The organism is Rhodopila sp. (genome assembly GCF_965276935.1).
In the GTDB taxonomy this organism is placed as follows: domain Bacteria; phylum Pseudomonadota; class Alphaproteobacteria; order Acetobacterales; family Acetobacteraceae; genus Rhodopila.
In genome coordinates this window covers 922670-946416 of sequence record NZ_CBDIBS010000003.1, presented here as the reverse complement: position 1 = coordinate 946416, position 23747 = coordinate 922670, and the positions used below count along the sequence as shown (strand labels likewise).

The following is a 23747-nucleotide window of genomic DNA, read 5'->3' as shown; positions in this document are numbered from 1 at the left end:
GGTTGCAACGGCTGAGTAGCCCCCTCTCCGCCCAACCCCTTAATGGGTTCCAAGGGCGTCAGCCTTTGGCGGGGTCGAGGGGCGGAGCCCCAGCCTAGCTGACTTCCTCTCATGCCAATCCCAGCGCGTGGACGCCCATGTCGATCAGCTTGATGCCGATGAACGGAACCAGGATGCCGCCCAGGCCGTAGATCAGCAGGTTGCGGCGCAGCAGGGCGGCGGCGCCGACCGGGCGGTAGGCGATGCCTTTCAGCGCCAGCGGGATCAGGGCCACGATGATCAGCGCGTTGAAGATGATCGCCGACAGGATGGCGCTTTGCGGGCTGCCCAGGCGCATGACGTTCAGCGCCTGAAGCTGCGGATAGAAGGCAATGAACATCGCTGGGATCATGGCGAAGTACTTTGCCACGTCGTTGGCGATGGAGAACGTGGTCAGTGCTCCGCGGGTCATCAGAAGCTGCTTGCCGATCTCGACGATCTCGATCAGCTTGGTCGGATCGCTGTCCAGATCGACCATGTTGCCGGCCTCGCGCGCCGCCATGGTGCCGGTGTTCATCGCCACGCCGACGTCGGCCTGGGCCAGGGCAGGGGCGTCGTTGGTGCCGTCGCCGCACATCGCCACCAGCTTGCCCTGCGCCTGCTCGTCGCGAATAAGCTGGAGCTTGGCTTCCGGCGTGGCCTGCGCCAGGAAATCGTCCACGCCGGCCTCGGCGGCGATGGCGGCGGCCGTGAGAGGGTTATCGCCGGTGATCATCACGGTGCGGATGCCCATCTTGCGCAGCTCGTTGAAGCGCTCGCGGATGCCGCCCTTGACGATGTCCTTCAGGTAGATGACGCCCAGCAGGCGCCCGTCCTTGGCGACAGCCAAGGGTGTGCCGCCGGCCTTGGCGACCTTCTCGGCGATCGCCGTCAATTCCTTCACCACCTGGTCGGACGCCGACGGACGCAGCGCGGTCGCCACGCCGCCGTTGGCTGGTGCCGACGGAGCTGTGCGCACCCAGTTCAGCACCGCGTCCACCGCGCCCTTGCGAATGGAGGAGCCTTCATAATCAATGCCGGACAGGCGGGTTTGCGCCGAGAACGCAATGAAGTGGGCATCCATCGGCGCCATGTCGCGGCCGCGGATATCGTATTTCTCCTTTGCCAGGACGACGATGGAGCGGCCTTCCGGCGTCTCGTCCGGCAAGGACGAGAGCTGTGCCGCATCCGCCAGCTCCACCGGGCTGACGCCGCCCAGCGGCAGGAACTCGGTGGCTTGGCGGTTGCCCAGGGTGATGGTGCCGGTCTTGTCCAGCAGCAGGGTGTCGACGTCGCCGGCGGCCTCTACCGCGCGCCCGGACATCGCCAGCACGTTGAAGCGCACGAGGCGGTCCATGCCGGCGATGCCGATGGCTGAAAGCAGCGCGCCGATCGTGGTCGGGATCAGCGCCACGAACAGCGCCACCAGGATCACCACGGACACCGAGCCGCCGGCGTAGGTGGCGAAGCTTGGGATGGTGGCCACGGCGAAGACGAAGATGATGGTCAGGCCGGCGAGAAGGATGTTCAGCGCGATCTCATTCGGGGTTTTCTGCCGAGCGGCGCCTTCAACCAGGGCGATCATGCGATCGAGGAAGGTGGAGCCCTGGGCGGCGGTGATGCGCACCTTGATCCAGTCCGACAGCACGCGGGTGCCGCCGGTGACCGCCGAACGGTCGCCGCCGCTTTCGCGGATCACGGGCGCTGACTCGCCGGTGATAGCGGATTCGTCGATCGAGGCGATGCCCTCGATCACCTCGCCGTCGCTGGCGATCAGCTCGCCCGCCTCGACCATGACGATGTCGCCCTGCTTGAGGTCGGCGGCGGCGACGTCCTCGGTGCCGGTCGCGGTGATGCGCCGAGCCATGGTTTCGGTGCGGGTGCGCCGCAGGGTGGCGGCCTGCGCCTTGCCGCGGCCTTCCGCGACGGCCTCGGCGAAGTTGGCGAACAGGACGGTGACCCACAGCCACAGGATGATCTGCAGGGTAAAGCCCCGATCGGGACCGCCGGTGAGCAGGTCGCGCAGGAAGATCACCGTGGTCAGCGCGGCGACGACTTCCACGACGAACATCACCGGGTTGCGGATCATGATCCGCGGATCGAGTTTCCGCGCGGCCTGGCCGAAGGCCGGCAGCAGGATGGACGGGTCCAGCAGGCTGGACCTGGTATCGCGGGCGCTGGTTCTGCTTGACATAGGATATGCCTTAGAAAGTGGTGCCGGCGTGCATCGAGAGTTGCTCGACGGCCGGCCCGAGGGCGATGGCGGGCAGGAACGTCAGGCCGCCGGTGATCAGGATCACGCCGATCACCAGCCCGACGAACAGGCCGCCGTTGGTCGGAAAGGTGCCGGCGGAGGTCGGCACGATCTTCTTGGCGGCGAGCGATCCGGCGATAGCCAGCATCGGCACGATCATCAGGAAGCGGCCGATGAACATCGCCAGTCCCAGCGTGCCGTTCCAGAACGGCGTGTTGGCGGACAGGCCGGCGAAGGCGCTGCCGTTGTTGCCGGTGGCCGAGACATAGGCATACAGCGCCTCGGAAAAGCCATGCGGCCCGGCGTTGGACACGGCCGACAGGCCGGGCTGGATCACCACCGCCAGGGCGGTGAAGCCGAGCATGGACAACGGCAGGATCAGGATCGCCAGCATGGCCATCTTGACCTCCTTCGCCTCCAGCTTCTTGCCGAGGTATTCGGGCGTGCGGCCGACCATCAGGCCGGCGACGAACATCGCCACGATGACGAACAGCAGCATGCCATACAGGCCGGAGCCGACGCCGCCGAAGATGATCTCGCCCAGCATGATGTTGATCATCGGGACCATGCCGCCCAGCGGCGTCAGGCTGTCATGCATCGAGGTGACGGCGCCGCAGGAGGCGTCTGTTGTGATCGTGGCGAACAGCGCGGAATTGGGGATGCCGAAGCGCACCTCCTTGCCTTCCATGTTGCCGGCCGCGTGGTCGAGCGGCAGATGGGCGAACAGCGTGTTGCCGGCGGCCTCGGACGAGTACAGCACCGTGGTGCCGGCGAGGAACAGCAGGCCCATCACGGCGAAGATCGCCCAGCCCTGGCGCTGGTCGCCGACCATGCGGCCAAAGACGTTGGTCAGCGCCGCGCCGATCGAGAAGATCAGCAGCATCTGGATCAGGTTGGTCAGCGCCGTCGGGTTCTCGAACGGGTGGGCCGAGTTGGCGTTGAAGAAGCCGCCGCCGTTGGTGCCGAACATCTTGATGACTTCCTGGGAGGCAACCGGGCCTTGGGCAATGAGCTGCTTGCCGCCTTCCAGTGTCGTGACATTTGTATAGGCAGACAGATTGTCTGGCACGCCCTGCCAGACCATGACCAGGCCGACGACGACGCAGACCGGCAACAGTATATACATTGTGCAGCGGGTCATATCGACCCAGAAGTTGCCGACGGTGCGGGCCGATCTGCGGGTGAAGCCGCGGATCAGCGCCATCGCCAGCGCGATGCCGGTGGCGGCGGACAGGAAGTTGTGCACGGTCAGGCCGGCCATCTGCACCAGGTAGCTCAGGGTGGTTTCCGGTGTGTAGGACTGCCAGTTGGTGTTCGTAATGAAACTGACGGAGGTGTTGAACGCGAGGTCGGGCGAGACCGCGCCGAGGTCTTGCGGATTCAGCGGCAGCAGGTGCTGCAGGCGCTGCAAGGCATAGAGTAAAAGAAAGCCGGCGAAGCTGAAGGCCAGCATGGCGACGGCGTAGGCGACCCAGTGCTGCTCTGTCTGTTCATCGAGGCCGGCGAGTTTGTAGAACAGGCGCTCGACCGGGCGGATCACCGGCGACAGCGGTGTCCGCTCCCCGGCGAAGACCCTGGTCATGTAGCCGCCAAGCGGCTTGGTGATCAGAAGGAGCAGGGCGCAGAACAGCGCGATCTGCAGCCAGCCATTGATTGTCATGGGTTCTGGTTCCCGAGGGGATGGGAGGTCACGCGAGGGTGCTGGCCATACGGTAGCGGCTCAGAAACGTTCCGGGCGGATCAGGGCGAAGACCAGATAGACCAGGAGGAACACGGTGACCGTGCCGCCGAGGATGTAGTCGATGATCATGCGCCCGCTCCTACAGATGGTCGCAGGCGAAGGCGTACAGGACGCAGACAAACAGAACCGCCGCGCCGGTGGCGACAAAGGCCAGGTCGAACATGCCGATACTCCTTGACCGGGGGCGAGAGCGTCCGCCGGAGAGTCGTTCAGGACGGCATGGGAGGTAGGCGCATCGACCTATAGAAGCCATGCGGCTTGAGGCCGGGCGTTATATAGGGCGCATATAAAGCAAGAGCAGGGCGCTGCCCCGCACCCCGCCAAGGGCTGACGCCCTTGGAACCCATCAAGGCGGTTGGGGGAGAGGGGGCAACTGTGTCGGTTGCGACGACCGTGTCGCCCCCTCTCTCCCAACCGCCTTATTAGCGGGATCAAAGGGGCCGTCGGCCCCTTTGCGGGTGCGGGGCAGCGCCCTGCTCTTGCTTAGTAATGTATCGCCCGCCCAAACGCATCCAGCACCGACTCGTGCATCGTTTCGCTGACCGTCGGATGCGGGAACACTGTATGCATCAGCTCCACTTCCGTCGTCTCCAGAGTCCGGGCGATGGTATAGCCCTGGATCATCTCGGTCACCTCGGCGCCGATCATGTGGGCGCCCAGCAGTTCGCCGGTGTTGGCATCGAAGACGGTCTTGACCATGCCCTCCGGCTCGCCCATGGCGATCGCCTTGCCGTTGCCGATGAAGGGAAAATGCCCGACCTTGACTTCATGTCCGGCGGCCTTGGCCTTTGCCTCCGTCAGCCCGACCGAGGCCACCTGCGGCCGGCAGTAGGTGCAGCCGGGGATGTTCAACACGTCGATCGGGCGGACGTCGTTCTGTCCGGCGATCTTCTCGACGCAGATCACGCCCTCGTGGCTGGCCTTGTGCGCCAGCCAGGGGGGGCCGGTTATGTCGCCGATCGCGTAGATCCCCGGTTCCCCGGTGCGGCAGTATTCGTCGATCACGACATGGGCGCGCTCGACCTTTACGCCGGTGCGTTCCAGGCCGATGTCTTCCACATTGCCGACAATGCCAACGGCCGAGATCACCCGATCCACCGTGATGTCCTGGCTTCTGCCGGCCAGCTCCACCGTCACGGTCACGCTGTCCGCGGCTTTGCTGACGCGCTTTACCGTGGCATCGGTCAGGATCTTCATTCCCTGCTTCTCGAAGGCCTTTCGCGCGAAGGCGGAAATTTCCTCGTCCTCCACTGGCAGGATGCGCGGCAGGACCTCCACCACCGTCACCTGCGCGCCCATGTTGAGGTAGAAGCTGGCGAACTCGATGCCGATCGCGCCGGAGCCGATCACCAGCAGCGTCTTTGGAAAGACACTGGGGATCATGGCTTCCTTGTAGCTCCAGATCAGCTTGCCGTCGGCTTCGAGGCCGGGAAGCTGGCGGGCGCGGGCGCCGGTGGCCAGGATGATGTGCGGCGCCTTCAGGCTGGCGATGTCCTTGCCGTCTTTCGTCACCGATATCGTCTGGCTGCCGGCCAGCTTGCCGGCACCGTCGAACACGGCGATCTTGTTCTTGCGCAACAGATGGCCAACGCCCGAGGAAAGCTGCTTGGCCACCGCGCGGGAGCGTTTCACCACCTTGCCAAGGTCGAAATGGGATTCCACCGCGGCGAAGCCGAAATCGGGAAGATGGTGCAGCAGATGGTTGATCTCGCTGGTACGCAGCAACGCCTTGGTCGGGATGCAGCCCCAGTTCAGGCAGATGCCGCCAAGGTGCTCGCGCTCGACCACGGCGGTCTTCAGTCCGAGTTGCGCGGCGCGAATCGCGGCGACATAGCCGCCGGGGCCGCCGCCCAGCACGATCAGATCGAAGGTTTGCTCAGCCATGGGAAGATCCTTGCGCCAGCGCGAGGAGTGCCTCGCCGCCGAGTTGCCGTGTGTGCCAGTCGCGAATTTTCTCCGCGCCGAGACGCTGATAGAAGTCGATGGAAGGCTGGTTCCAGTCGAGCACCCGCCATTCCATACGGCCACAGTTTTCCGTGACCGCACGGTGAGCCAGGTGGCGCATTAATGCCAGGCCAAGGCCCGTGCCGCGATGCGCGGGTTCGACGAACAGGTCTTCCAGAAAGATGTTGGCGGAAGCCTTGAAGCTGCTGAAGGTGTAGTAGAACAGCGCGATGCCGACGGGGTGGGCGTCGATGTCCGCCAGGATGACGTGGGCGCGGGGATGCGGGGCGAACAGCGCGCGCTGGATGTCGTCTTCGGTGGCGGTGACCTCGGGCAGCAGGCGTTCATATTCGGCCAGGCATCGGATCAGGCGGCGGATGTCCGGCACATCGGCGGGTTGAGCGGGACGGATGCGCCAACGCGCTGGTTCCAACCGCATCTATAAACCGCCGAGTTTCGTCATCGCCGGCTCGTTGACCCGTTGAGCAAGGCGCGTGTGCCAATGCACCATTGCCAACTTCGGTTGCGAGCTCATGGTATTCGGCATGACTGGCACGTCGACGGGTTGAGCGAGATGCGTATGCCGATGCGCCATTGCCAACCTCAGTCGCGGGCTGTCGGATTTCGTCATGGCCGGCCTTGTGCCTACCGGATTCACACAGCATGGAAACGATCTGGCGGCTGCTGCGTCAAGCATGGCCCGGCTGATGCCTTGCGATGTGGTATCCCATGAGCATTGCGTTAAAACGGGCGAGGCCGGCATGAATGACAATGGGTCCCGGCTTGCCGTAGTAGCCGGTCCAGCCGCCGAGGCGTGCGCATACCCAGGTGGCGTAGGCCAGCGAGCCGGGGGGGTGCGGGTTTTTCTGCTTGGCGGTGTTGCCTTCGAGGGTGGTGCAAACGGCCTGCAACACGGGTTGATCGTCGGGGTCGAAAGCGTCGGTCAGCGGCCGAGCGGCGGTTCCGTCCCGGTCATGCACCATCTGCATGACCTTGACGGCGGCGATCAGGGTGGTGGCGACAAGGTTCTCGAAGGCCGCTTCGTCCTGCATTTCGACGGCCTCAATGTCGAAGCCCTGGGTTTTCATGACCCGGAACACCTGCTCGATGCTCCAGCGGCGGCGATAGAAGTCGATGATGCGTTGCGCCTCTGGCAGGGTTTGCACCGGGTGCGTTGTCAGCAGGCGCCAGTGCAGCGGCTTCACTCGCGGCGGTGCATTGACTTCCCGCGCCTCGACGTAGGTCAGGCTCAGTTTCGCCGGCAGCCGGGCGGCTTCCGCCGCGCGGTTGCGCTTTGGCCGGCGCAGCGTGACCGGGCAGGCAGACAGCACCACCTTGGCCTGGCGTTCGGCGCGGCCGGGGGCGGCTGGCACGTGCACCACGCTGCCGCCCAGTTCGCCCAGCGCGGTGGGGGCGGCATACAGCCGCGTCGCGTCGGCCAGCACGCGGTTGTGGTGGCAGCGGATCAGCAACTCCGTCGTCGGCGGGCGCAGCGCGAAGGCCTCGTAGAGGTCGCATTCGCGATCGGCCACCGTGGTGACGCAGGCCGCGCCAGCCGCCGACAGCCGCGCCGCCTCTTGCGTCGCCTCCAGCCAACGAGCGCTTTCCTTGTCGCCGAACGCTCGTTTGTTGCAATGCACCGCCTGCTTGCCCCGGCGCAGCAGGAAGCTGGCCGCGACGACGCCCAGCAAGGTGCCGTCGTCGGCGTCCACGGCAATCGTCGGATGCAGGTAGTGGCCGCTGTCCTTGCCATCGTCGCGCAGGCTGGTGGTGTCCTGGATCGCCAGCACGTGCCGGCCGCCCACCAAGGCGGCGGTGTGCGTCCGCGCAGCCTCGATCATCTCATCGGGGGTCACGCGGGGGTTGTGCAGGAACCGCCTTATCCTCATCTCGCCGGCCCGGTCGCCGCCCAGCGCGCGCACCTGCACCCGCTTTTGGCCCATCCCGCACAGCCGCTGTTGCATGTCCAGCCAAGCCGCTTCCAAACGACGATCACTGAACAGCGAGGGGTTGGCTGTCATGCCATGCTCCGCAATGCACTTCTCGATTTGAGGCAGATGACAAGCCCATACCGCACGGGGCCTAGCAAGGTCGTTCATAGGATGTGTGCATCGGGTAGGGACGAGCCCGGCCATGACGACCCACCAGGATGCCCTGCTTGGCCACGTTCATGTCCCGCCAGCGAACTGCTGAGGATACTCTGCCCTGGCGCGTTCATGCCCCTCCAGCGAACGGCCGCGGATACTCTGCTCTGCCACGTTCATGTCCCGCCAGCGAACGGGTGAGGACACTCTGCCCTGGCGCGTTCATGCCCCTCCAGCGAACGGCTGCGGATACTCTGCTCTGCCACGTTCATGTGCCGCCAGCAAACGGCTGAGGATACTCAGCCAGGTGACATTCATACTCCCCAGTGGACGCATGCGGATAATCCGTTGGGGCCATACTCGTACCACTACAGCAATAGACTCAGCGGATCTTCCACCACCTGCTTGAACGCCCGTAGCCATCGGGCGCCCAATGCTCCATCCACCACACGGTGATCGACCGACAGCGTGCAGGTCATCACCGTCGCGATCGCCAATGCGTCGTTCTTCACCACCGGACGCTTCTGTCCCGCCGACACCGCCAGGATCGCGCTCTGCGGCGGGTTGATGATCGCGGCGAACTCCGACACGCCGAACATGCCCATGTTGGAGATCGAGAAGCCGCCGCCCTGGAATTCATCCGGCTTCAGCTTGCCGGCGCGGGCGCGTTCGGCCAGGTCCTTCATCTGCCGGCTGATCGTCGCCAGGCCCTTCTGGTCCGCCTGGCGGATGATCGGGGTGATCAGCCCGTCGGGGATGGAGACCGCGACGCTGATATCGACATCGTCGTAGAACACCATGCCGTCGTCGGTCCAGCTCGCGTTCACCGTCGGGATCTGCCGCAAGGCTGCCGCGGCGGCCTTGATCACCAGGTCGTTGATGGTGATGCCATAGGCGCCCGGCCCCTCCTTCGGCGCCTTGGCGTTCAACTGCTTCATCAGGTCGACCAGGGCGTCGATCTCGATATCCATCGAGACGTAGAAGTGCGGGATCGTCGCCTTCGCCTCGGTCAGCCGGCGGGCGATGACCTTTCGCATGGAGGTGTGCGGGATCAGCTTGTGCGGTGCGGCAATGGCCGGGGTTGCCGCCTTGCCGATCGGCGCCGCGGCAGGCGGGGCGACCGCCGGGGCAACCGTGGCCGGAGCCGCCGCCGGTGGCGCGGCGCGTGGCTCCGGCTCTGGCGCGCCACCCTGCCGCGCCGCCTCGATGTCAGCCCGGACGATCCGCCCGCCCGGTCCGCTGCCCTTCAAGCTGTGCAGGTCGATGGCCGCCAGGCGAGCCATCCGCCTGGCCAGCGGCGAGGCGAAGACCCGTTCACCGGCGGCTGCCTTGTCGTGCCCATTAATGGCCGGCGGCACGGGGGTGGCCGGCGGCGCGGACGCAAGCGGCGTCGGCGGGTTCGCCGGTATCGCAGGCAGCGGCAGGCTTACATGCGATGGGTGCGGCATGTCGGCCACCGGCGCAGGAGCGGGCGCGGCGGCAGGCGTCGCAGCGGGCACCGTCTCGCCGGCCTCGACCATTACCCCGATCGGTGCGTTCACCGCCACGTTCGCGGTGCCGTCCTGGATCAGGATCTTGCCCAGGATGCCCTCGTCGACCGCCTCGACCTCCATGGTCGCCTTGTCGGTCTCGATCTCGGCGATCACGTCGCCGGCCTTGATGCTGTCGCCTTCCTTCTTCAGCCAGCGCGCCAGCGTGCCCTCGGTCATCGTCGGGCTCAGCGCCGGCATCAGGATGTTGTTTGCCATGTATCGGCTCCCCGCTCAGACGATCTTCTTCACCGCGTCCACCACCCAGGCCGGCTGCGGCAATGCCAGCTTCTCCAGGTTCGCGGCGTAGGGCAGCGGGACATCCACGCCATGCACCCGCACCGGTGGTGCGTCCAGCCAGTCGAAGGCATGCTCGATCACCCGCATCGCGACTTCCGCGCCGATGCCGGCGAATGGCCAGCCTTCCTCCACCGTCACCAGCCGGTTGGTCTTCTTGACGCTTTCAATGATCGTCGCGGTGTCCAGCGGGCGCAGGCTGCGCAGGTTGATCACCTCGGCGTCAATGCCTTGTTCGGCCAGCGTCTCGGCTGCCTTCATCGCCACGCCGACCATGATGCTGAACGCCACGATCGTCACCTGCTGTCCGACGCGCTCGATCTTCGCCTGGCCGATCGGCAGGATGAAGTCCTCGTCCACCGGGCAGTCGAAGGTCTGGCCATACAGGATTTCGTTCTCCAGCACGATCACCGGGTTCGGATCGCGGATGGCGGCGCGCAACAGTCCCTTGGCGTCCGCCGAGGACCACGGCGACACCACCTTCAGCCCCGGCACGTGCGCGTACCAGCTGGCGTAGCATTGTGAGTGCTGGGCGCCGACGCGCGATGCCGCCCCGTTCGGGCCGCGGAACACGATCGGGCAGCCCATCTGGCCGCCTGACATGTACAGCGTCTTCGCGGCGGAGTTGATCGTCTGGTCCATCGCCTGCATGGCGAAATTGAAGGTCATGAACTCGACGATCGGGCGCAGGCCATTGAGTGCCGCGCCCACCGCCATGCCGGTGAAGCCATGCTCAGTGATCGGCGTGTCGATGATCCGCTTCGGGCCGAATTCCTCCAAAAGGCCCTGGCTGATCTTGTAGGCGCCCTGGTACTGGGCGACTTCCTCGCCCAGCAGGAACACGTCGGCGTCGCGCCGCATCTCCAGCGCCATGGCGTCGCGCAGCGCCTCGCGCACCGTGGTCGGCCGGGTCGGTCCCCAATCCTTCTCCGGCGCCGGCGCCGCCTCGACCGCTGGCTTGCGCAGGCCCTTGGCGCCCTGTTCGGCGATCGCCGCTGGATCGGCGCCCTCGGCGGCGACCTTCGGCAGTGCCGCCGCCGCCGGAGGAGGAGCTGGCGGCGCGGTGGTCGGCGGCGGCGGGGCAGCGGCGGCCGAGGCATCTTCCCCGTTCATGCTCAGCACCGCGATCGGCGTGTTGACCGCAACGCCCTCGGTACCCTCATCGATCAGGATGCGGGACAGCTTGCCCTCGTCCACCGCCTCGACCTCCATGGTAGCCTTGTCGGTCTCGATCTCGGCAATCACGTCGCCGGCGTGAACCTCGTCGCCGACGTTCTTCAGCCATTTCGCCAGCTTGCCCTCGGTCATGGTGGGCGACAGCGCCGGCATCAGGATCTGCGTCGCCATGGCTCAGCTCTCCAGCAGAACATCGGAGTAGAGTTCGGTTTCCGCCGGCTCCGGGCTGCTCTGGGCGAACTCCGCGGCGTCCTGGATGATGGCCCTCACCTCGTTGTCCATGGTCTTGAAGGCGGCTTCCTCGACGCCCAGCGCCTGCAGCCGGTTGCGCGCGCTCTCGATGCAGTCGTGCTGGGTGCGCATCATCTGCACTTCCTCACGCGTGCGGTATTTTGCCGGATCGGACATCGAATGGCCGCGGTAGCGATAGGTCTTCACCTCCAGCAGATACGGCCCGTTGCCCGTTCGGCAGGACGCCACGGCCTGCTCCGCCGCGGCCTTTACCGCCAGCACGTCCATCCCGTCGACCTGCGTGCCGGGGATGTTCCAGGGTGCGCCGTTCTTCGACAGGTCGTGGCTGGCGGAGGCGCGCTCCACCGAGGTGCCCATGCCGTACTTGTTGTTCTCGATTACATAGACCACCGGCAGCTTCATCAGCGCGGCGAGGTTAAAGCTTTCGAACACCTGGCCCTGGTTCGACGCACCCTCGCCGAAGTAGGTGATCGAGACCCGGTCATTGCCGCGATACAGGTTGCTGAGCGCAAGCCCAGTGCCCAGGCTGACCTGCGCGCCGACGATGCCATGGCCGCCGAAGAAGTTCTTCTCCTTGCTGAACATATGCATCGAGCCGCCCTTGCCGCGGGAATAACCGCCGGAGCGTCCGGTCAGTTCCGCCATCACGCCGCGCGCTTCCATGCCAGTGGCAAGCATGTGTCCGTGGTCGCGGTAGGAGGTGATCACCTGGTCGCCTTGACTGAGCGCCATCTGCATGCCGACGACGACGGCTTCCTGGCCAATATAGAGGTGACAGAAGCCGCCGATCAGGCCCATGCCGTAAAGCTGGCCGGCGCGTTCCTCGAACCGGCGGATCAGCAGCATGCTGCGATAGGCCGTCAGCAGCGCGTCGCGATCGACCGCTGGTTGCTTCGCCTTGCCGCGTTTCCGCGTGTCAGCCGCTGGTGCCATCGCGACATCCTCCCGTTCCGATTGCCGGACAAACTAGACCATCTGAGCGGCGACGGGAAATCCGTGAGCCGCCGCCGCATGACGATCAAGCCTGTCGCACTTGCCTAATGCGAACCGATAAGCGCCGCCATACCGGAGAAGTTGCCATCAAGCCCCTGCTGCCAGTCGATTACCGGCTGCCAGCCGATCAAGGGTGGCTCTAGCTCGCAATGGCTGTGTCGACAAGCGCGGCACGATACAATGATCGACCATGCACCGGCACCGCCGATCAACCGAATTTTGGTCAACCGGTGGGTCCAGCGATGGTCGGCGCGGCAACGTCGGCTACAGGGCCATGAAGACCCGGCCTCGGTCACCCGCTATTCCGTTCCTGTCCGCTCCACGCCGCCGCCAGTTGTGCATGGTTGGTCAGCCAGCAATGCGGACTGGCTTTTACCACGGCAAGGGCATCGAGGAACGCCAGCGCGCCGTATGGACGGCCGAACACATGGGCGTGCAAGGTGATGTCCAGGCAGCCGTACGGACGGCCCAGGCGTGGCCAGCCCTCGACGATTTTCGTCAGTGTCCGGGGGAAGGCATCCGGCTCATTGCCGTAGCGAACATACAGCGGCATGTCGTTCACCTCCATGGTGAATGGCATCCCGATCAGGCGGCCGGCTGGCGTGGCGATCTGATACGGCAGGTCGGAGTCGAAGATGTCGGCGTGCCAGGCGAATCCTTGCGCCGCCAGCAGCGCCGAGGTCCGTTCGCTGGGCGTGCAACGCGGGCTGAGCCATCCAGCTGGAGGCGCGCCGGCGGTCTTGGTCAGTACCCGGACACAGCGGGCGATGTCAGCTTCCTCCTGTTGCCGTGTCAGGTAGGGCGGCAGGGCGCCTTGACTCCAGCCATGCGCCGCGACGGTGTGTCCCTGGCGGGTGATGGCGGCCGCCAGATCGGGATACTGCTCCGCCACAACGCCGGAGGTGTAGAACACCGCCCGCGCTGCCTCGCGATCGAGCAGATCGAGCAGGCGCCAGGCGCCGACCTTGGCGCCGTAGTCCGCCCAGGATCGCGCCTGAAGGTCAACCACGCCGGGCTTCAGCGGATTGCCCATTGGCCCAATGCCCGGCGCATCGGGCGCGGCCCAGCCTTCCAGCATGACGTTGACGGATACCGCCAGCGGACGATCCAGCGGCCAGCTTGCTGGTATTTCAGGTTGCTTCATCGTGTGCTTTCCGTGGCGGCGGGTTTTCCTGTGTCAGCAACGGGCAGGCCCGGTAGGCGTTGCCGTGACAGGGGGCGGGATGCGACAGGCTCCATCAAAACGATGCGGCTCGCCGAGGACGTTCCGCTGCCCGACACAGCAGCAGCGGCGCAGTGCCGGCTGGACGGTTTCACGCAATCTCGAACGCAATTGTTGATGACGCGCCGCCTGATCTTGCCTAACGGGGTATGGCCGTGGCGGGCGGTGTGGCCGCGCTTACTCCAACGAGAGCATGAACCGCATGGTTGACGAGACGCCTATCCTCCCTGCCCATATCGAGGATACGATCCAGGCGATCGCCAAGTTGCACGCCGCCCATCATCAGGAGGCGGGCGCGCTGCAGCGGCTGGTCGAGCGCCTGACGGCCTGGATTGGCCGGCCCCGATTTATTGGTGCCCTGACGGGGATCATCGCGCTGTGGATTGCCGGCAACCTGTTGGCGGCGCTGTCTGGGAAGCCGCCCTGGGATGAACCACCCTCCGCCTGGCTCCAGGGTGCCTTGGGACTGCTGGCGCTTTACGTCACGGTCCTCATCCTGACGACGCAGCGCCGCGAGGATCAGCTTGCAGGATATCGCGAGCAGTTGACCCTGGAGCTTGCAATCTTGAGCGAGCAGAAGTCGGCGAAGATCATCGCGCTGCTGGAGGAGATGCGCCGCGACAATCCCATGCTGAAAAATCGCATCGACGAGGAGGCGGCCGCGATGGCGGTGGCGGCCGATCCTCAGGCTGTGCTGGATGCGATCAAGGAGAGCGAGGATGCGCCGCTTGCGGAGGAACTCATGACCCCGGCCGACGCTGATCTTGATCTGCTTGCCGTCCACGACGTTCGGACTCAAGAAGAAACCTCAGATTGACATGAACCGCCGTCGGGGATCTGGCCACCGCCGCGACCTTTCCCGGATATCGAGTTGCCGTTGCATGGCTGATACGCCATGTGCCAAGAAGTGGATTGCCTTGGTTGAACGTGATCCATTCGTTGCCGCGGCACGTAATAGGGTTCGTGAATGCAACATATCTCCGGCCTGAACCTTACCGCGGGCCATCCGGCCGCCCGGTCGCGCCAAGACGGGCCGGTTCGATCAGGTCCGCGTCGCGGGGGGTGGTGCTTGCGTTCCACCGCGGCCTATTCGTCGGAGGGATGACAAAACCGACCGCGCCGCCGGACAGGCTGGACCACCCAGTGCTGATCCAGGCCATCGCCCTGCGGCAGGACCGTGCGGCGTTTGGCGAACTGTTCCGCTATTTCGCGCCGCGGGTGAAGGCGTGGATGCTGCGCGCCGGTGCCAGCCCCACGGCTGCGGAGGAGATGGCGCAGGAAACCATGCTGATCGTCTGGCGCAAGGCCGCGCTGTTCGATCCGGCACGAGCCGGCGCCACGACCTGGATCTTCACCATCGCCCGCAACCTGCGGATCGACACCATGCGGCGGGAACGCCACCCCAGCACGCTGCTGCTTGATCCGGCCGACGAGCCGGAGCCGGCCGAACCCGCCGACCGCGCGCTCGACATCGCCGAACGCGAGACTCGCATCAAGTTTGCGCTCAGCCGGCTTCCCGTTGAACAGGCCGCCGTCGTTCACAAGGCGTTCTATGAGGAAAAGGCGCATGCCGACATTGAAAAGGAGCTTGGTATTCCACTGGGAACGGTCAAATCCCGCTTGCGGCTCGCGATGAACCGGCTGCGGTCGGCGCTTGAGGATTTGACGTGATCACTCATCATCCCAGCGACACGACCTTGTTGTCGTATGCCACCGGCACGTTGCCGGAGGCGCTGGCGATCGTGTTGGCAACCCATCTGACCTATTGTCCCGCCTGTCGACAGGCTCTTGCGGACCTGGAAGCAGTGGGCGGTGCCTTGCTGCAAGAGATCCAACCGATAGCGTTGTCGCCTGAGCTTGCTGATGCCGCGGCGCTGGATCGGCTGCTGGCGCGTGAGCCGAAGCCGGCGCCGGTTCCGCCGGTCGTCAACCCCGAATTGCGTGCCCCACTGGACCGCGTGCCGCTGGGCGAGCGCTGGTGGCCGATCGGGATCGGTGTCCGCTGGCGGCCGCTGCGCGTCACGGGCGCGGCCTGGGGTGGATTGATCCTGGCGCAGCCCGGCCGGTCGCTGCCGCGGCACGGGCATGACGGACTGGAACTGACATGCCTGTTGTCCGGTTCCTTCGCCGACGGCGGCCAAGCCTACATCGCCGGCGATCTGGCCGAACCGGAGGTTGATCACGACCATCCCCCGATCGTGATCGGAACCGATCCGTGTCTTTGCGTCATCGCCACTGAGGGGATGCGGCTGCGTGGTTTCCTCGGCCTGGCGCAGCGCCTGGTGGGCCTGTAGGCCGCACATGCGTGGTCTGCTGGCGGCGGTCATCGTGATGGGCGTGGCCGGTTGTTCGCCTGTCTCGGTGCTGAATGCCCTGGCGCCGCGTGCGGGAATTGCCGTGACGCACGATGTCCCCTACGCGCCGGGGCCGAGGCAGACGCTGGATATCTATGCGCCCGACCATGATGCGAAGACAGCGGATCAGGCGGCCGGTGCGCCGGTCGTGGTGTTCATCTATGGCGGCGGTTGGAAGGATGGCGACAAGTCGATGTACCGCTTCGTCGCGGCGACATTGGCGGCGCGGGGCTTCCTGACTGTCGTGCCCGATTACCGGCTGTTCCCGCAGGTGCGGTTTCCGGTGTTCATTCAGGATGCCGCCGCCGCCGTTGCCTGGACTCGGGCAAATATTTCCCGCTATGGCGGCGATCCGCATCGGCTGTTTCTAATGGGCCATTCCGCCGGCGCGCACATCGCGGCGATGCTGACCCTGGACAAGCAGTGGCTGCGGGCCGACGGGCTGGATCCCGACCGCGACATCGCCGGCATGGTCGGCTTGGCGGGTCCATACGATTTCCTGCCGCTGCATGATCCTGAACTGGAAGACATCTTTGCCCCCGCCGGAGACCTGCGACTGACGCAGCCGATCACCTTCGCCCGCGGCGATGCCCCGCCGATGTTCCTGGCCGCCGGCACCGACGACACCACCGTACGGCCGAGCAATACTGAACATCTGGCTGCCGCGATCCGCCGCGACGGCGGCCGGGTGGAGGAGAAACTGTATCCTGGCATTGGCCATCCGATGATTCTGGGCGCGATCGCCGGCCCGCTGCGCTGGTTTGCTCCGGTACTGCGGGACGTGACGGCGTTCTTGGACCAGCATGACGGACGAGCCTTGGTCTTGGGCACGGCACCGGCTGACGAGTTGGCCAAGACCGGGAAAGGCCGGGGTGCCCGACCGATGGGTGGCGTTGCTGGAATACGTGGTTTAGTGCCGTGATCTCTGCGGTCCATTGAACCGGATCGGTTGAGGCTCGGACACTGGTTGGATGCAACCTTGAGCAGTCACGGGCTTATTCGCGGGCATCCAGCGCGGCCACGACTGATGGCAAAAGTGCTGGATCGCCGACGGCGATGATCCGCCCATCCCCGTTCATCCTCGGCTGGTTCCCCTGCCAGTCGGTCATCCGGCCGCCGGCGCCTTCCACCACGGGCAGCAAGGCTGCCCAATCCCAGGGCTTCAGGTCACACTCCACGATCACATCGATCTGGCCCAAGGCCAGTAGGCCATAGGCGTAGCAATCACCGCCCCAGGTGTTGCGCCGCACCCGCGCGGCCACGCGACGCCAGCGCGGCAAATCCTCGCCCAGCATCTCCGGGCTGGTGCAGGACAATTCGGCGTGCGCCAAGTCGCCGCACGCCCTGGTGCCGATGCGTCCGCCGAGTGGTCCGGAAAATACGGTGGGGCGTCCGGCAACGCCGATCCAGCGCTCCCCGGTGATCGGCTGATCGATAATCCCCAGCACCGGCGTGTCGCTATCCAGCAGCGCGACCAGGATGCCGAAAACCGGTCGGCCGGTGATGAACGCGCGGGTCCCATCGATCGGGTCCAGCACCCAGCGCAACCGGGAGTCAGACCCGGTGAGGCCGTATTCCTCACCCAGGATGCCGTGGTCTGGACAGCGCTGGGCGAGCACCGCGCGCATCGCGCGTTCGGCATCACGGTCCGCCAGCGTGACCGGCGACTGGTCAGGCTTGAGGTCGGCCGCCGTCGTGCCACGAAAGAACGGTCGGATGACGTTGCCGGCGGCGTCGGCGGCGGCGATGGCAGCCGCCAGCCATGTATCGGTCGCGGCGGTCACGGGGAAACCGGTTGCACGGGATCGGGGCGTCCTTCTCGGTCGGCATGATCGGCGGCATCGGCCGGCCGTTGCACGGGATCGTGCGCATCCGTAAACTCCCGGCACCATAGGAACTTGAATACCGCTCTTCAACCGCTCCCTCCATCGGACGGGCGCTTCTCAGGACAAGCTTGCCTCGTGAACCCCATCGTCGTGATTCCCGCCCGCATGGCCTCCACGCGGTTGCCCGGCAAGCCGCTCGCCGACATCCATGGCAGGGCGATGATCCTGCATGTGCTGGACCGGGGGCGGGAGGCCGATATCGGCCCGGTCGCCGTGGCCTGCGGCGATCCGGAAATCCTGGCTGTGATACAGGCCGCCGGGGGCACCGCGATTGCCACCGACCCGTCCCTGCCAAGGGGTTCCGACCGGGTGCACGCGGCGCTGGGGCAGATCGATCCGCAGGCGCGCCACGATGTGGTGGTCAACCTGCAAGGCGACCTGCCGACCATCCCGCCGTCCTACCTGCGCGCCGTGCTGATGCCGCTGTCCGATCCCGATTTCGACATTGCCACGCTGGTCGCCCCGATCCGGTCGGCGGAGGAGGCGGCGATGCCCTCCGTCATCAAGGCTGCCTGCGCCTTTGATGGCGGCCGGGCGGTGTCGGCGGCGCTGTATTTTTCGCGGGTGGCGATTCCATGGGGCGATGGGCCGCTGTGGCATCACATCGGCATCTACGCCTTCCGGCGGGAGGCGCTCGCCCGGTTCGTCGCGCTGCCTGAATCGCCGCTGGAACGCCGTGAGAGCCTGGAGCAGCTTCGCGCGCTGGAAGCCGGAATGCGCATCGCCTGCGTCCGGGTCGATCACGCGCCGTTCGGCGTCGACACCCTGGCCGACCTGGAGCGCGCGCGCGACGTGCTGCGTCCCCAGGGTGCATTTTCCCGGGGCGAATTTTCCCCGGGCGAATTTTCATGAGCGGGGTGATTTCCTTCCAGGGCATTCCTGGTGCCTACTCCGATCTGGCCTGCCGCGGCGCCTGTCCGGCGATGACCACGTTGCCCTGCGCGTCGTTCGAAGCGGCGATCGACGCGGTAAAGGACGGCACCGCCGATCTTGGCATGCTGCCGTGTGAGAACAGCCTGGCCGGGCGCGTTTCCGACATCCACCATCTGCTGCCGGACTCGGGGCTGTTCATTGTCGGCGAGCAGTTCCAGCGGGTCGAGCACTGCCTGCTTGGCGTCAAGGGGGCGGTGATCTCCGACCTCCGGCGCGCCCATTCGCATTCGGTCGCGCTGGGCCAGGTGCGGCACATCCTCCGCGACCTGAATCTCGCCCCAGTGGTGGAGGCTGATACCGCCGGCGCGGCGCAGCTCGTCGCCGGCTGGGGGAAGAAGACCGAGGCCGCCATAGCGTCATCGCTGGCCGCCGAGATCTACGGCCTGGAGGTCCTGCGAGCCAACGTGGAGGATGCGGCGCACAACACCACGCGGTTCTACGTCGTGTCGCCACGGCCGGGGACGCAGGATCCGGCGACACCAAACCTGATGACGACGTTCGTTTTCAGGGTGCGGAACGTGCCGGCGGCGCTGTACAAGGCGCTGGGCGGGTTTGCCACCAACGGCGTGAACATGACCAGGCTGGAGAGCTACATGCTGGGCGGCGAGTTCGCCGCCACGCAGTTCCTTTGCGACGTCGAAGGGCATCCCGAGCAGCCAGAATTGCGGCGCGCCCTGGAGGAACTATCGTTCTTTTCCTCCGAACTCCGCGTGCTCGGCGTGTATCCGATGGCGGCGTTCCGGCTGGCGCAGGGATCGGGCGACTGATGGACGATATCCTGATCGAACTCCACGGCGGCTGGCGCAAGCTGATCCTGAACCGCCCTGCCAAACTGAACGCGGTGAATAGCGCCATGCTGACCAGCCTGCTGGCGGCGATCGAGGCGGCCGAAGCCGATCCGGCCACGCGCGTGGTCATGCTGACCGGTGCGGGCCGCGGCTTCTGCGCTGGCCAGGAGCTGGGGTCGGACGTGACTGCCGGGCCCGATGGACCGCCCGACCTGGAGAGGCTGGCCAATACCTGGCATCACGAGGTCGTGCGTCGCATCCGCGCTTCCCGCCTGCCCTTCATCGCCGCGGTGAACGGTGTGGCGGCTGGTGCCGGAGCCAGCTTAGCACTGGCCTGCGACATCGTGCTGGCGGCGCGTTCCGCCAGCTTCGTGCAGGCGTTCATCCGGATCGGACTGGTGCCGGACAGCGGCGCCAGCTTCTTCCTCAGCCACATGGTTGGCGATGCGCGCGGCCGAGCGCTGGCGATGCTGGGCGACGCCATTGGCGCGGAGCAAGCCGAAGCCTGGGGCATGATCTGGAAGACGGCCGATGATAGCGCGCTGATGGCGGACGCAGGGGCCATGGCGGAGCGGCTGACGCAAGCCCCGGCGCAGGCGCTGGCCGCGATCAAGCTGTTGTTCGCCACCGCGCCGCACAACACGCTGCACCAGCAGCTCGATCTCGAGGCTCGGCTGCAGGGCGAGGCCGGACGATCGGCTGATTTCATTGAGGGCTTGGACGCGTTCCAGCAAAAACGCGCGCCTCGGTTCGGTCCAGCGTAACCTTTCACGTCGGTGTGCGTTCAGGCTTTCGTGAGCAATAGGAGGCGCACATGGCAAGTTTAGACGACACCGCGAATCCAAGCGGCCATCTGATCGGTGCTGATCAGGTGCAAGGTACGGTCGTGTACAGCTTGGCTGGCGAGAAGCTTGGCTCGGTTGAAGACGTGATGATCGACAAGCGCAGTGGGCGGATCGCCTATGCCTTACTGAGTTTCGGCAGTTTCCTTGGGGTTGGTGGGCATTACTATCCGCTGCCATGGGAAAAGCTGAAGTACGATACCGAGAAAGGCGGTTATGTTGTCGATGTCGATCGCGAGACGCTGGAAGGCGCCCCGTCCTACAGCGACGAGAAGACGGCCACCTGGGGCGATGATGCCTGGAGCCGGGATGTGTACATGTATTACGGCGTGCATCCGTTCTGGGACATCGTGCCGGGAGGATAGCATTGGCCTGATCATGAAGGCGCTGCCTTGAACCAGGCCGCCAATGTCATGGCGGGGCGAGCGCGGGGACAGGGTTCGGTCCGTCATGACGATGAGCCTGCGATGAGGATGAAGTAGCGTTGTCCCGTTCAAGCAGATCCGTTCGCCTGGTGATCTTCGATTGCGACGGCGTCCTGATCGACAGCGAGGCGTTGTGCGACCGGGTTGTCTCGCTCGAACTGCGTCAGGTCGGCTGGGAGGTGTCCGCCGTCGACTGCCACAGGATGTTCCTCGGCCTGACCTTTCCAGACATTCAGCACGCGGCGGAGGCGCAACTAAGCAGGGGTCTTGGTGCCGGCTGGGTCGATCAGGTCGTGCGGCGCGTGACGGCCGTCATGGCGGAGGAGGTTAAACCCATTGCCGGTGCGCGGGAGGCGCTGGAAGCCACCACCGCCCTCGGCCTGCCGTTCCGTATCGCGTCGAATTCCACGCGTGCCGAGATGGCCGCCAAGTTCGCCCGCACCGGACTGTCCGCCATGGTCGCCGGCCGCATCCACAGCGCCTATGACCTGATTGCCCAGGGCAAGCGCGGCAAGCCCGCTCCCGACCTTTTCCTGCAGGCCGCGGCGGCCGAGGGGGTTGCACCGGAAGCCTGCGTTGTGATCGAGGACTCGCTGGCCGGCGTCCGCGGTGCCATTGCCGCCGGCATGACCTGCCTGGCGATCACCGCTGGTAGCGACGGGATCGCCTTGTGCGAGGCGGGTGCCCTTCCATTCCCCTCGATGTTCGCGCTACCAGATCTGCTCCGCAGCTTGCTGGACCGCCGCCCATGACGATCGCCGCGCTGAGCGCCTTTTATCCGTGGATCAAGTCCTTCCACATTATCTCGTTGATTGCCTGGATGGCGGGGATCTTCTACCTGCCGCGTCTGTTCGTCTATCATTGCGGCGTGGCCCGCGGCAGCGAGCAGAGTGAACGCTTCAAGGTCATGGAATACCGGCTGATGAAGCAGATCATGACGCCGGCGATGATCGCCACCTGGCTGTTCGGCATCCTGCTGGTGCTGACCCCCGGCGCGGTCGACTGGACCGCGACCTGGTGGCACGTGAAGCTGACCTGCGTGATCCTGATGTCGGGCTTTCACGGCGCGTCCTCACGCTGGCGCAGGGACTTCATGCAGGACGCCAACCGCAAGCCGGAGAAGTTCTTTCGGATTGCCAATGAAGTGCCGACGGTGCTGATGGTGGTCATCGTCATCATGGTCATCGTCAAGCCGTAGTTCTTTGTTTTCAGTGGCCTGCTTATCCCCTCCGTCCGTCATTAAGCTATGACGAACTTCGGGGGCAGGACACTAGGAAGGGTCCATCATGCCGCTGCGCATCGTCGATGTCCGGGAGGTCACCAAGCCGATCAGCTCGCCCATCCGCAACGCCTATATCGATTTCAGCAAGATGACCTCCAGCCTGGTTGCCGTTGTTACCAACGTGCAGCGGGGCGGCAGAACGGTTGTCGGATACGGCTTCAACTCCAACGGCCGTTACGGCCAGGGCGGCTTGATCCGCGAGCGGTTCGCGCCGCGCATCCTGGAAGCCGATCCGGCGTCCTTGCTGGACGAAACCGGCGACAACCTGGACCCGGACCGGGTCTGGGGCAGCATGATGCGGAATGAGAAGCCTGGTGGCCATGGCGACCGGTCGGTTGCCGTTGGCAGCATCGACATGGCGGTGTGGGACGCGGTCGCCAAGATCGCCGGCAAGCCGCTGTTCCGGCTGCTGGCCGAACGGAACGGGGTGGCGGCGGATCCGCAGGTTTTTGTCTATGCCGCCGGTGGCTATTACTATCCGGGCAAGGACGATTCGGCATTGTGCGCGGAAATGCGCAGCTATCTGAATCGCGGCTATACTGTTGTCAAAATGAAAATCGGAGGCGAGTCTATCGCGGACGACCGTCGGCGCATCGAGGCGGTGCTGAAGGAGATCGGTCCGCATGCCCGCCTGGCGGTCGACGCCAATGGCCGTTTCGATCTTGAAGCTGCGATTGCCTACGCGAAGATGCTGCGGGACTACGAGTTGTTCTGGTATGAGGAAGCCGGTGACCCGCTGGATTACCAATTGCAGGCAGCACTGGCGGCATTCTATCCCGGTCCGATGGCGACCGGTGAAAACCTGTTCAGCCATCAGGACGCCCGCAACCTGATCCGCCATGGCGGCCTGCGCGCCGATCGCGACTGGCTGCAATTCGACTGCGCCCTGTCCTATGGGCTGTGCGAGTATCAGCGCACCCTGGCAATGCTGAAGGAGCATGGCTGGTCGTGGCAACGCTGCATTCCGCATGGCGGCCACCAGATGTCGCTGAACATCGCCGCCGGCCTGGGCCTTGGCGGCAATGAAAGCTATCCGGACGTGTTTCAGCCATACGGCGGTTTCCCCGACGGCACTCAGGTGCGTGATGGCTTCGTGACGCTGCCGGACCTGCCTGGGATCGGGTTTGAAGCGAAGTCGGATTTGTACGCGATCATGCGGGAAGTGGCATCCTGAAGCCACGCGCCGACCCACCGCGCAGGCTCCGCCTGGTCATTGTCGGAAGCCGGCACCTGTCGCAGATCGAGCGTGCTTTTCGTTATTCCGGAACAGTTTCGCCGGAGCCGCCGAACTCGGCCGGGAAGTCCTTCAGCTTTGGCAGCCCGTCGCGCATTGGCAGCACCGTTTCGGCATAGTTGACGTGCACCTGCGGCACGAACGTGAAACCTGGAATGGTGGCTGAGAAGACGTCGATCATCTGCAAGGACGGATGCGTCGTCATCAGATGGCCACCACATAGCCGACAGAACTGCCGATGGCTGAGGTCTGTCTTGTGGTAGGTTGCGATGTCTTCCTTGCCCTTGGTCACCTGAACCGCTTCCGGCGACCAGAGTGTGAAGGCGTTCACCGGTCCGCCGGACCAGGAACGGCAGGATCGGCAATGGCAGTAGCCCATTGCGTTGGGCTCTCCACTGACGCGGATTTCCACAGCTCTGCAGAAGCATTGGCCGGTGTATGGACTGCTCATGAGTTTTCCCTGATTGACCTTGTGGTGCGTCAACAATCTACC

23 protein-coding genes are annotated in these 23747 nt (G+C 65.4%); 11 read left to right on the top strand and 12 right to left on the bottom strand.

All coding sequences use genetic code 11. The annotated features are described in order from the left end of the window. Nucleotides 1-109 precede the first annotated feature (109 nt). From kdpB to ACQY4S_RS12165, 10 genes are all read right to left on the bottom strand, one after another. Complete coding sequence (gene kdpB, locus ACQY4S_RS12210; RefSeq protein ID WP_428485476.1) at nucleotides 110-2212, bottom strand: potassium-transporting ATPase subunit KdpB; 2103 nt, start codon at nucleotides 2210-2212, stop codon at nucleotides 110-112. Nucleotides 2213-2222: 10 nt separating this feature from the next. Next, on the bottom strand, nucleotides 2223-3932 hold the full coding sequence (gene kdpA, locus ACQY4S_RS12205; protein WP_428485475.1) for a potassium-transporting ATPase subunit KdpA: 1710 nt from the start codon (nucleotides 3930-3932) through the stop codon (nucleotides 2223-2225). Nucleotides 3933-3992: 60 nt separating this feature from the next. After that, nucleotides 3993-4082 (bottom strand): K(+)-transporting ATPase subunit F, encoded by a 90-nt coding sequence (gene kdpF, locus ACQY4S_RS12200; RefSeq protein ID WP_428485474.1) that lies wholly within the window; start codon nucleotides 4080-4082, stop codon nucleotides 3993-3995. Nucleotides 4083-4496: 414 nt separating this feature from the next. After that, nucleotides 4497-5897: a dihydrolipoyl dehydrogenase gene (lpdA, locus tag ACQY4S_RS12195; RefSeq protein ID WP_428485473.1), complete on the bottom strand. Its 1401-nt coding sequence runs from the start codon at nucleotides 5895-5897 to the stop codon at nucleotides 4497-4499. Then, nucleotides 5890-6396 carry an N-acetyltransferase family protein gene (locus ACQY4S_RS12190; RefSeq protein WP_428485472.1) on the bottom strand — a complete coding sequence of 169 codons (507 nt, stop codon included), beginning with the start codon at nucleotides 6394-6396 and terminating at the stop codon, nucleotides 5890-5892. The genes lpdA and ACQY4S_RS12190 overlap by 8 nt, the downstream gene beginning before the upstream one ends. Before the next feature lie 250 nt (nucleotides 6397-6646). Next, complete coding sequence (locus ACQY4S_RS12185) at nucleotides 6647-7978, bottom strand: IS4 family transposase (RefSeq protein ID WP_428485471.1); 1332 nt, start codon at nucleotides 7976-7978, stop codon at nucleotides 6647-6649. Between the two features lie 431 nt (nucleotides 7979-8409). After that, nucleotides 8410-9789, bottom strand: a complete 1380-nt coding sequence (locus tag ACQY4S_RS12180) for a pyruvate dehydrogenase complex dihydrolipoamide acetyltransferase (protein ID WP_428485470.1) — start codon at nucleotides 9787-9789, stop codon at nucleotides 8410-8412. Between the two features lie 15 nt (nucleotides 9790-9804). Continuing rightward, the gene (locus ACQY4S_RS12175) at nucleotides 9805-11214 is read right to left on the bottom strand and encodes a pyruvate dehydrogenase complex E1 component subunit beta (protein WP_428485469.1); all 1410 of its coding nucleotides are present in this window, start codon (nucleotides 11212-11214) and stop codon (nucleotides 9805-9807) included. Between the two features lie 3 nt (nucleotides 11215-11217). Further along, nucleotides 11218-12228: a pyruvate dehydrogenase (acetyl-transferring) E1 component subunit alpha gene (gene pdhA, locus ACQY4S_RS12170; RefSeq protein ID WP_428485468.1), complete on the bottom strand. Its 1011-nt coding sequence runs from the start codon at nucleotides 12226-12228 to the stop codon at nucleotides 11218-11220. Nucleotides 12229-12580: 352 nt separating this feature from the next. Next, nucleotides 12581-13432 (bottom strand): polysaccharide deacetylase family protein, encoded by an 852-nt coding sequence (locus tag ACQY4S_RS12165; RefSeq protein WP_428485467.1) that lies wholly within the window; start codon nucleotides 13430-13432, stop codon nucleotides 12581-12583. 271 nt (nucleotides 13433-13703) lie between these two features. On the opposite strand from ACQY4S_RS12165, the gene ACQY4S_RS12160 reads away from it, so the two are divergent. The 4 genes from ACQY4S_RS12160 (at nucleotide 13704) to ACQY4S_RS12145 (ending at nucleotide 16786) form a co-directional block, all read left to right on the top strand. Further along, entirely contained in the window at nucleotides 13704-14327 is a 624-nt protein-coding gene (locus tag ACQY4S_RS12160) for a DUF1003 domain-containing protein (RefSeq protein WP_428485466.1), read from the top strand. Between the two features lie 284 nt (nucleotides 14328-14611). Beyond that, the gene (locus ACQY4S_RS12155; RefSeq protein WP_428485465.1) at nucleotides 14612-15181 is read left to right on the top strand and encodes a sigma-70 family RNA polymerase sigma factor; all 570 of its coding nucleotides are present in this window, start codon (nucleotides 14612-14614) and stop codon (nucleotides 15179-15181) included. Further along, nucleotides 15178-15804 carry a ChrR family anti-sigma-E factor gene (locus ACQY4S_RS12150; RefSeq protein ID WP_428485464.1) on the top strand — a complete coding sequence of 209 codons (627 nt, stop codon included), beginning with the start codon at nucleotides 15178-15180 and terminating at the stop codon, nucleotides 15802-15804. Before ACQY4S_RS12155 ends, ACQY4S_RS12150 begins: the two co-directional genes overlap by 4 nt. 7 nt (nucleotides 15805-15811) lie before the next feature. Beyond that, nucleotides 15812-16786, top strand: a complete 975-nt coding sequence (locus tag ACQY4S_RS12145) for an alpha/beta hydrolase (RefSeq protein ID WP_428485463.1) — start codon at nucleotides 15812-15814, stop codon at nucleotides 16784-16786. Nucleotides 16787-16859: 73 nt separating this feature from the next. Here ACQY4S_RS12145 and ACQY4S_RS12140 read toward each other — a convergent pair whose 3' ends face one another. Beyond that, the gene (locus tag ACQY4S_RS12140) at nucleotides 16860-17648 is read right to left on the bottom strand and encodes an inositol monophosphatase family protein (protein ID WP_428485462.1); all 789 of its coding nucleotides are present in this window, start codon (nucleotides 17646-17648) and stop codon (nucleotides 16860-16862) included. Between the two features lie 177 nt (nucleotides 17649-17825). Between ACQY4S_RS12140 and ACQY4S_RS12135 the strand changes: the two genes are divergently transcribed. From ACQY4S_RS12135 to ACQY4S_RS12105, 7 genes are all read left to right on the top strand, one after another. After that, on the top strand, nucleotides 17826-18602 hold the full coding sequence (locus ACQY4S_RS12135) for a 3-deoxy-manno-octulosonate cytidylyltransferase (protein WP_428485461.1): 777 nt from the start codon (nucleotides 17826-17828) through the stop codon (nucleotides 18600-18602). After that, nucleotides 18599-19450: a prephenate dehydratase gene (locus tag ACQY4S_RS12130; protein ID WP_428485460.1), complete on the top strand. Its 852-nt coding sequence runs from the start codon at nucleotides 18599-18601 to the stop codon at nucleotides 19448-19450. The genes ACQY4S_RS12135 and ACQY4S_RS12130 overlap by 4 nt, the downstream gene beginning before the upstream one ends. Then, complete coding sequence (locus tag ACQY4S_RS12125; protein ID WP_428485459.1) at nucleotides 19450-20235, top strand: enoyl-CoA hydratase-related protein; 786 nt, start codon at nucleotides 19450-19452, stop codon at nucleotides 20233-20235. The genes ACQY4S_RS12130 and ACQY4S_RS12125 overlap by 1 nt, the downstream gene beginning before the upstream one ends. 50 nt (nucleotides 20236-20285) lie before the next feature. Next, nucleotides 20286-20678 (top strand): PRC-barrel domain-containing protein, encoded by a 393-nt coding sequence (locus tag ACQY4S_RS12120; RefSeq protein WP_428485458.1) that lies wholly within the window; start codon nucleotides 20286-20288, stop codon nucleotides 20676-20678. Nucleotides 20679-20797: 119 nt separating this feature from the next. Then, on the top strand, nucleotides 20798-21490 hold the full coding sequence (locus ACQY4S_RS12115) for an HAD family hydrolase (RefSeq protein WP_428485457.1): 693 nt from the start codon (nucleotides 20798-20800) through the stop codon (nucleotides 21488-21490). Further along, nucleotides 21487-21936, top strand: coding sequence for a protoporphyrinogen oxidase HemJ (gene hemJ / locus ACQY4S_RS12110; RefSeq protein WP_428485456.1), 450 nt, complete (start codon nucleotides 21487-21489; stop codon nucleotides 21934-21936). The genes ACQY4S_RS12115 and hemJ overlap by 4 nt, the downstream gene beginning before the upstream one ends. Before the next feature lie 88 nt (nucleotides 21937-22024). After that, nucleotides 22025-23194 (top strand): mandelate racemase/muconate lactonizing enzyme family protein, encoded by a 1170-nt coding sequence (locus tag ACQY4S_RS12105; protein ID WP_428485455.1) that lies wholly within the window; start codon nucleotides 22025-22027, stop codon nucleotides 23192-23194. Between the two features lie 82 nt (nucleotides 23195-23276). Here the strand turns inward: ACQY4S_RS12105 and ACQY4S_RS12100 are convergent, their stop codons facing one another. Continuing rightward, nucleotides 23277-23705 (bottom strand): GFA family protein, encoded by a 429-nt coding sequence (locus ACQY4S_RS12100; RefSeq protein ID WP_428485454.1) that lies wholly within the window; start codon nucleotides 23703-23705, stop codon nucleotides 23277-23279. Nucleotides 23706-23747 lie beyond the last annotated feature (42 nt).

What these genes read in the sequence shown, in the direction of transcription:
- pdhA (WP_428485468.1), bottom strand. Translation starts at nt 12,228, where the DNA reads ATGGCACCAGCGGCTGACACGCGGAAACGCGGCAAGGCGAAGCAACCA.
- ACQY4S_RS12105 (WP_428485455.1), top strand. Translation starts at nt 22,025, where the DNA reads ATGCCGCTGCGCATCGTCGATGTCCGGGAGGTCACCAAGCCGATCAGC.
- ACQY4S_RS12100 (WP_428485454.1), bottom strand. Translation starts at nt 23,705, where the DNA reads ATGAGCAGTCCATACACCGGCCAATGCTTCTGCAGAGCTGTGGAAATC.
- kdpF (WP_428485474.1), bottom strand. Translation starts at nt 4,082, where the DNA reads ATGATCATCGACTACATCCTCGGCGGCACGGTCACCGTGTTCCTCCTG.
- hemJ (WP_428485456.1), top strand. Translation starts at nt 21,487, where the DNA reads ATGACGATCGCCGCGCTGAGCGCCTTTTATCCGTGGATCAAGTCCTTC.
- lpdA (WP_428485473.1), bottom strand. Translation starts at nt 5,897, where the DNA reads ATGGCTGAGCAAACCTTCGATCTGATCGTGCTGGGCGGCGGCCCCGGC.
- ACQY4S_RS12130 (WP_428485460.1), top strand. Translation starts at nt 18,599, where the DNA reads ATGAGCGGGGTGATTTCCTTCCAGGGCATTCCTGGTGCCTACTCCGAT.
- ACQY4S_RS12125 (WP_428485459.1), top strand. Translation starts at nt 19,450, where the DNA reads ATGGACGATATCCTGATCGAACTCCACGGCGGCTGGCGCAAGCTGATC.
- ACQY4S_RS12190 (WP_428485472.1), bottom strand. Translation starts at nt 6,396, where the DNA reads ATGCGGTTGGAACCAGCGCGTTGGCGCATCCGTCCCGCTCAACCCGCC.
- ACQY4S_RS12165 (WP_428485467.1), bottom strand. Translation starts at nt 13,432, where the DNA reads ATGAAGCAACCTGAAATACCAGCAAGCTGGCCGCTGGATCGTCCGCTG.
- ACQY4S_RS12120 (WP_428485458.1), top strand. Translation starts at nt 20,286, where the DNA reads ATGGCAAGTTTAGACGACACCGCGAATCCAAGCGGCCATCTGATCGGT.
- ACQY4S_RS12185 (WP_428485471.1), bottom strand. Translation starts at nt 7,978, where the DNA reads ATGACAGCCAACCCCTCGCTGTTCAGTGATCGTCGTTTGGAAGCGGCT.
- kdpB (WP_428485476.1), bottom strand. Translation starts at nt 2,212, where the DNA reads ATGTCAAGCAGAACCAGCGCCCGCGATACCAGGTCCAGCCTGCTGGAC.
- ACQY4S_RS12180 (WP_428485470.1), bottom strand. Translation starts at nt 9,789, where the DNA reads ATGGCAAACAACATCCTGATGCCGGCGCTGAGCCCGACGATGACCGAG.
- ACQY4S_RS12155 (WP_428485465.1), top strand. Translation starts at nt 14,612, where the DNA reads ATGACAAAACCGACCGCGCCGCCGGACAGGCTGGACCACCCAGTGCTG.
- ACQY4S_RS12175 (WP_428485469.1), bottom strand. Translation starts at nt 11,214, where the DNA reads ATGGCGACGCAGATCCTGATGCCGGCGCTGTCGCCCACCATGACCGAG.
- kdpA (WP_428485475.1), bottom strand. Translation starts at nt 3,932, where the DNA reads ATGACAATCAATGGCTGGCTGCAGATCGCGCTGTTCTGCGCCCTGCTC.
- ACQY4S_RS12160 (WP_428485466.1), top strand. Translation starts at nt 13,704, where the DNA reads ATGAACCGCATGGTTGACGAGACGCCTATCCTCCCTGCCCATATCGAG.
- ACQY4S_RS12145 (WP_428485463.1), top strand. Translation starts at nt 15,812, where the DNA reads ATGCGTGGTCTGCTGGCGGCGGTCATCGTGATGGGCGTGGCCGGTTGT.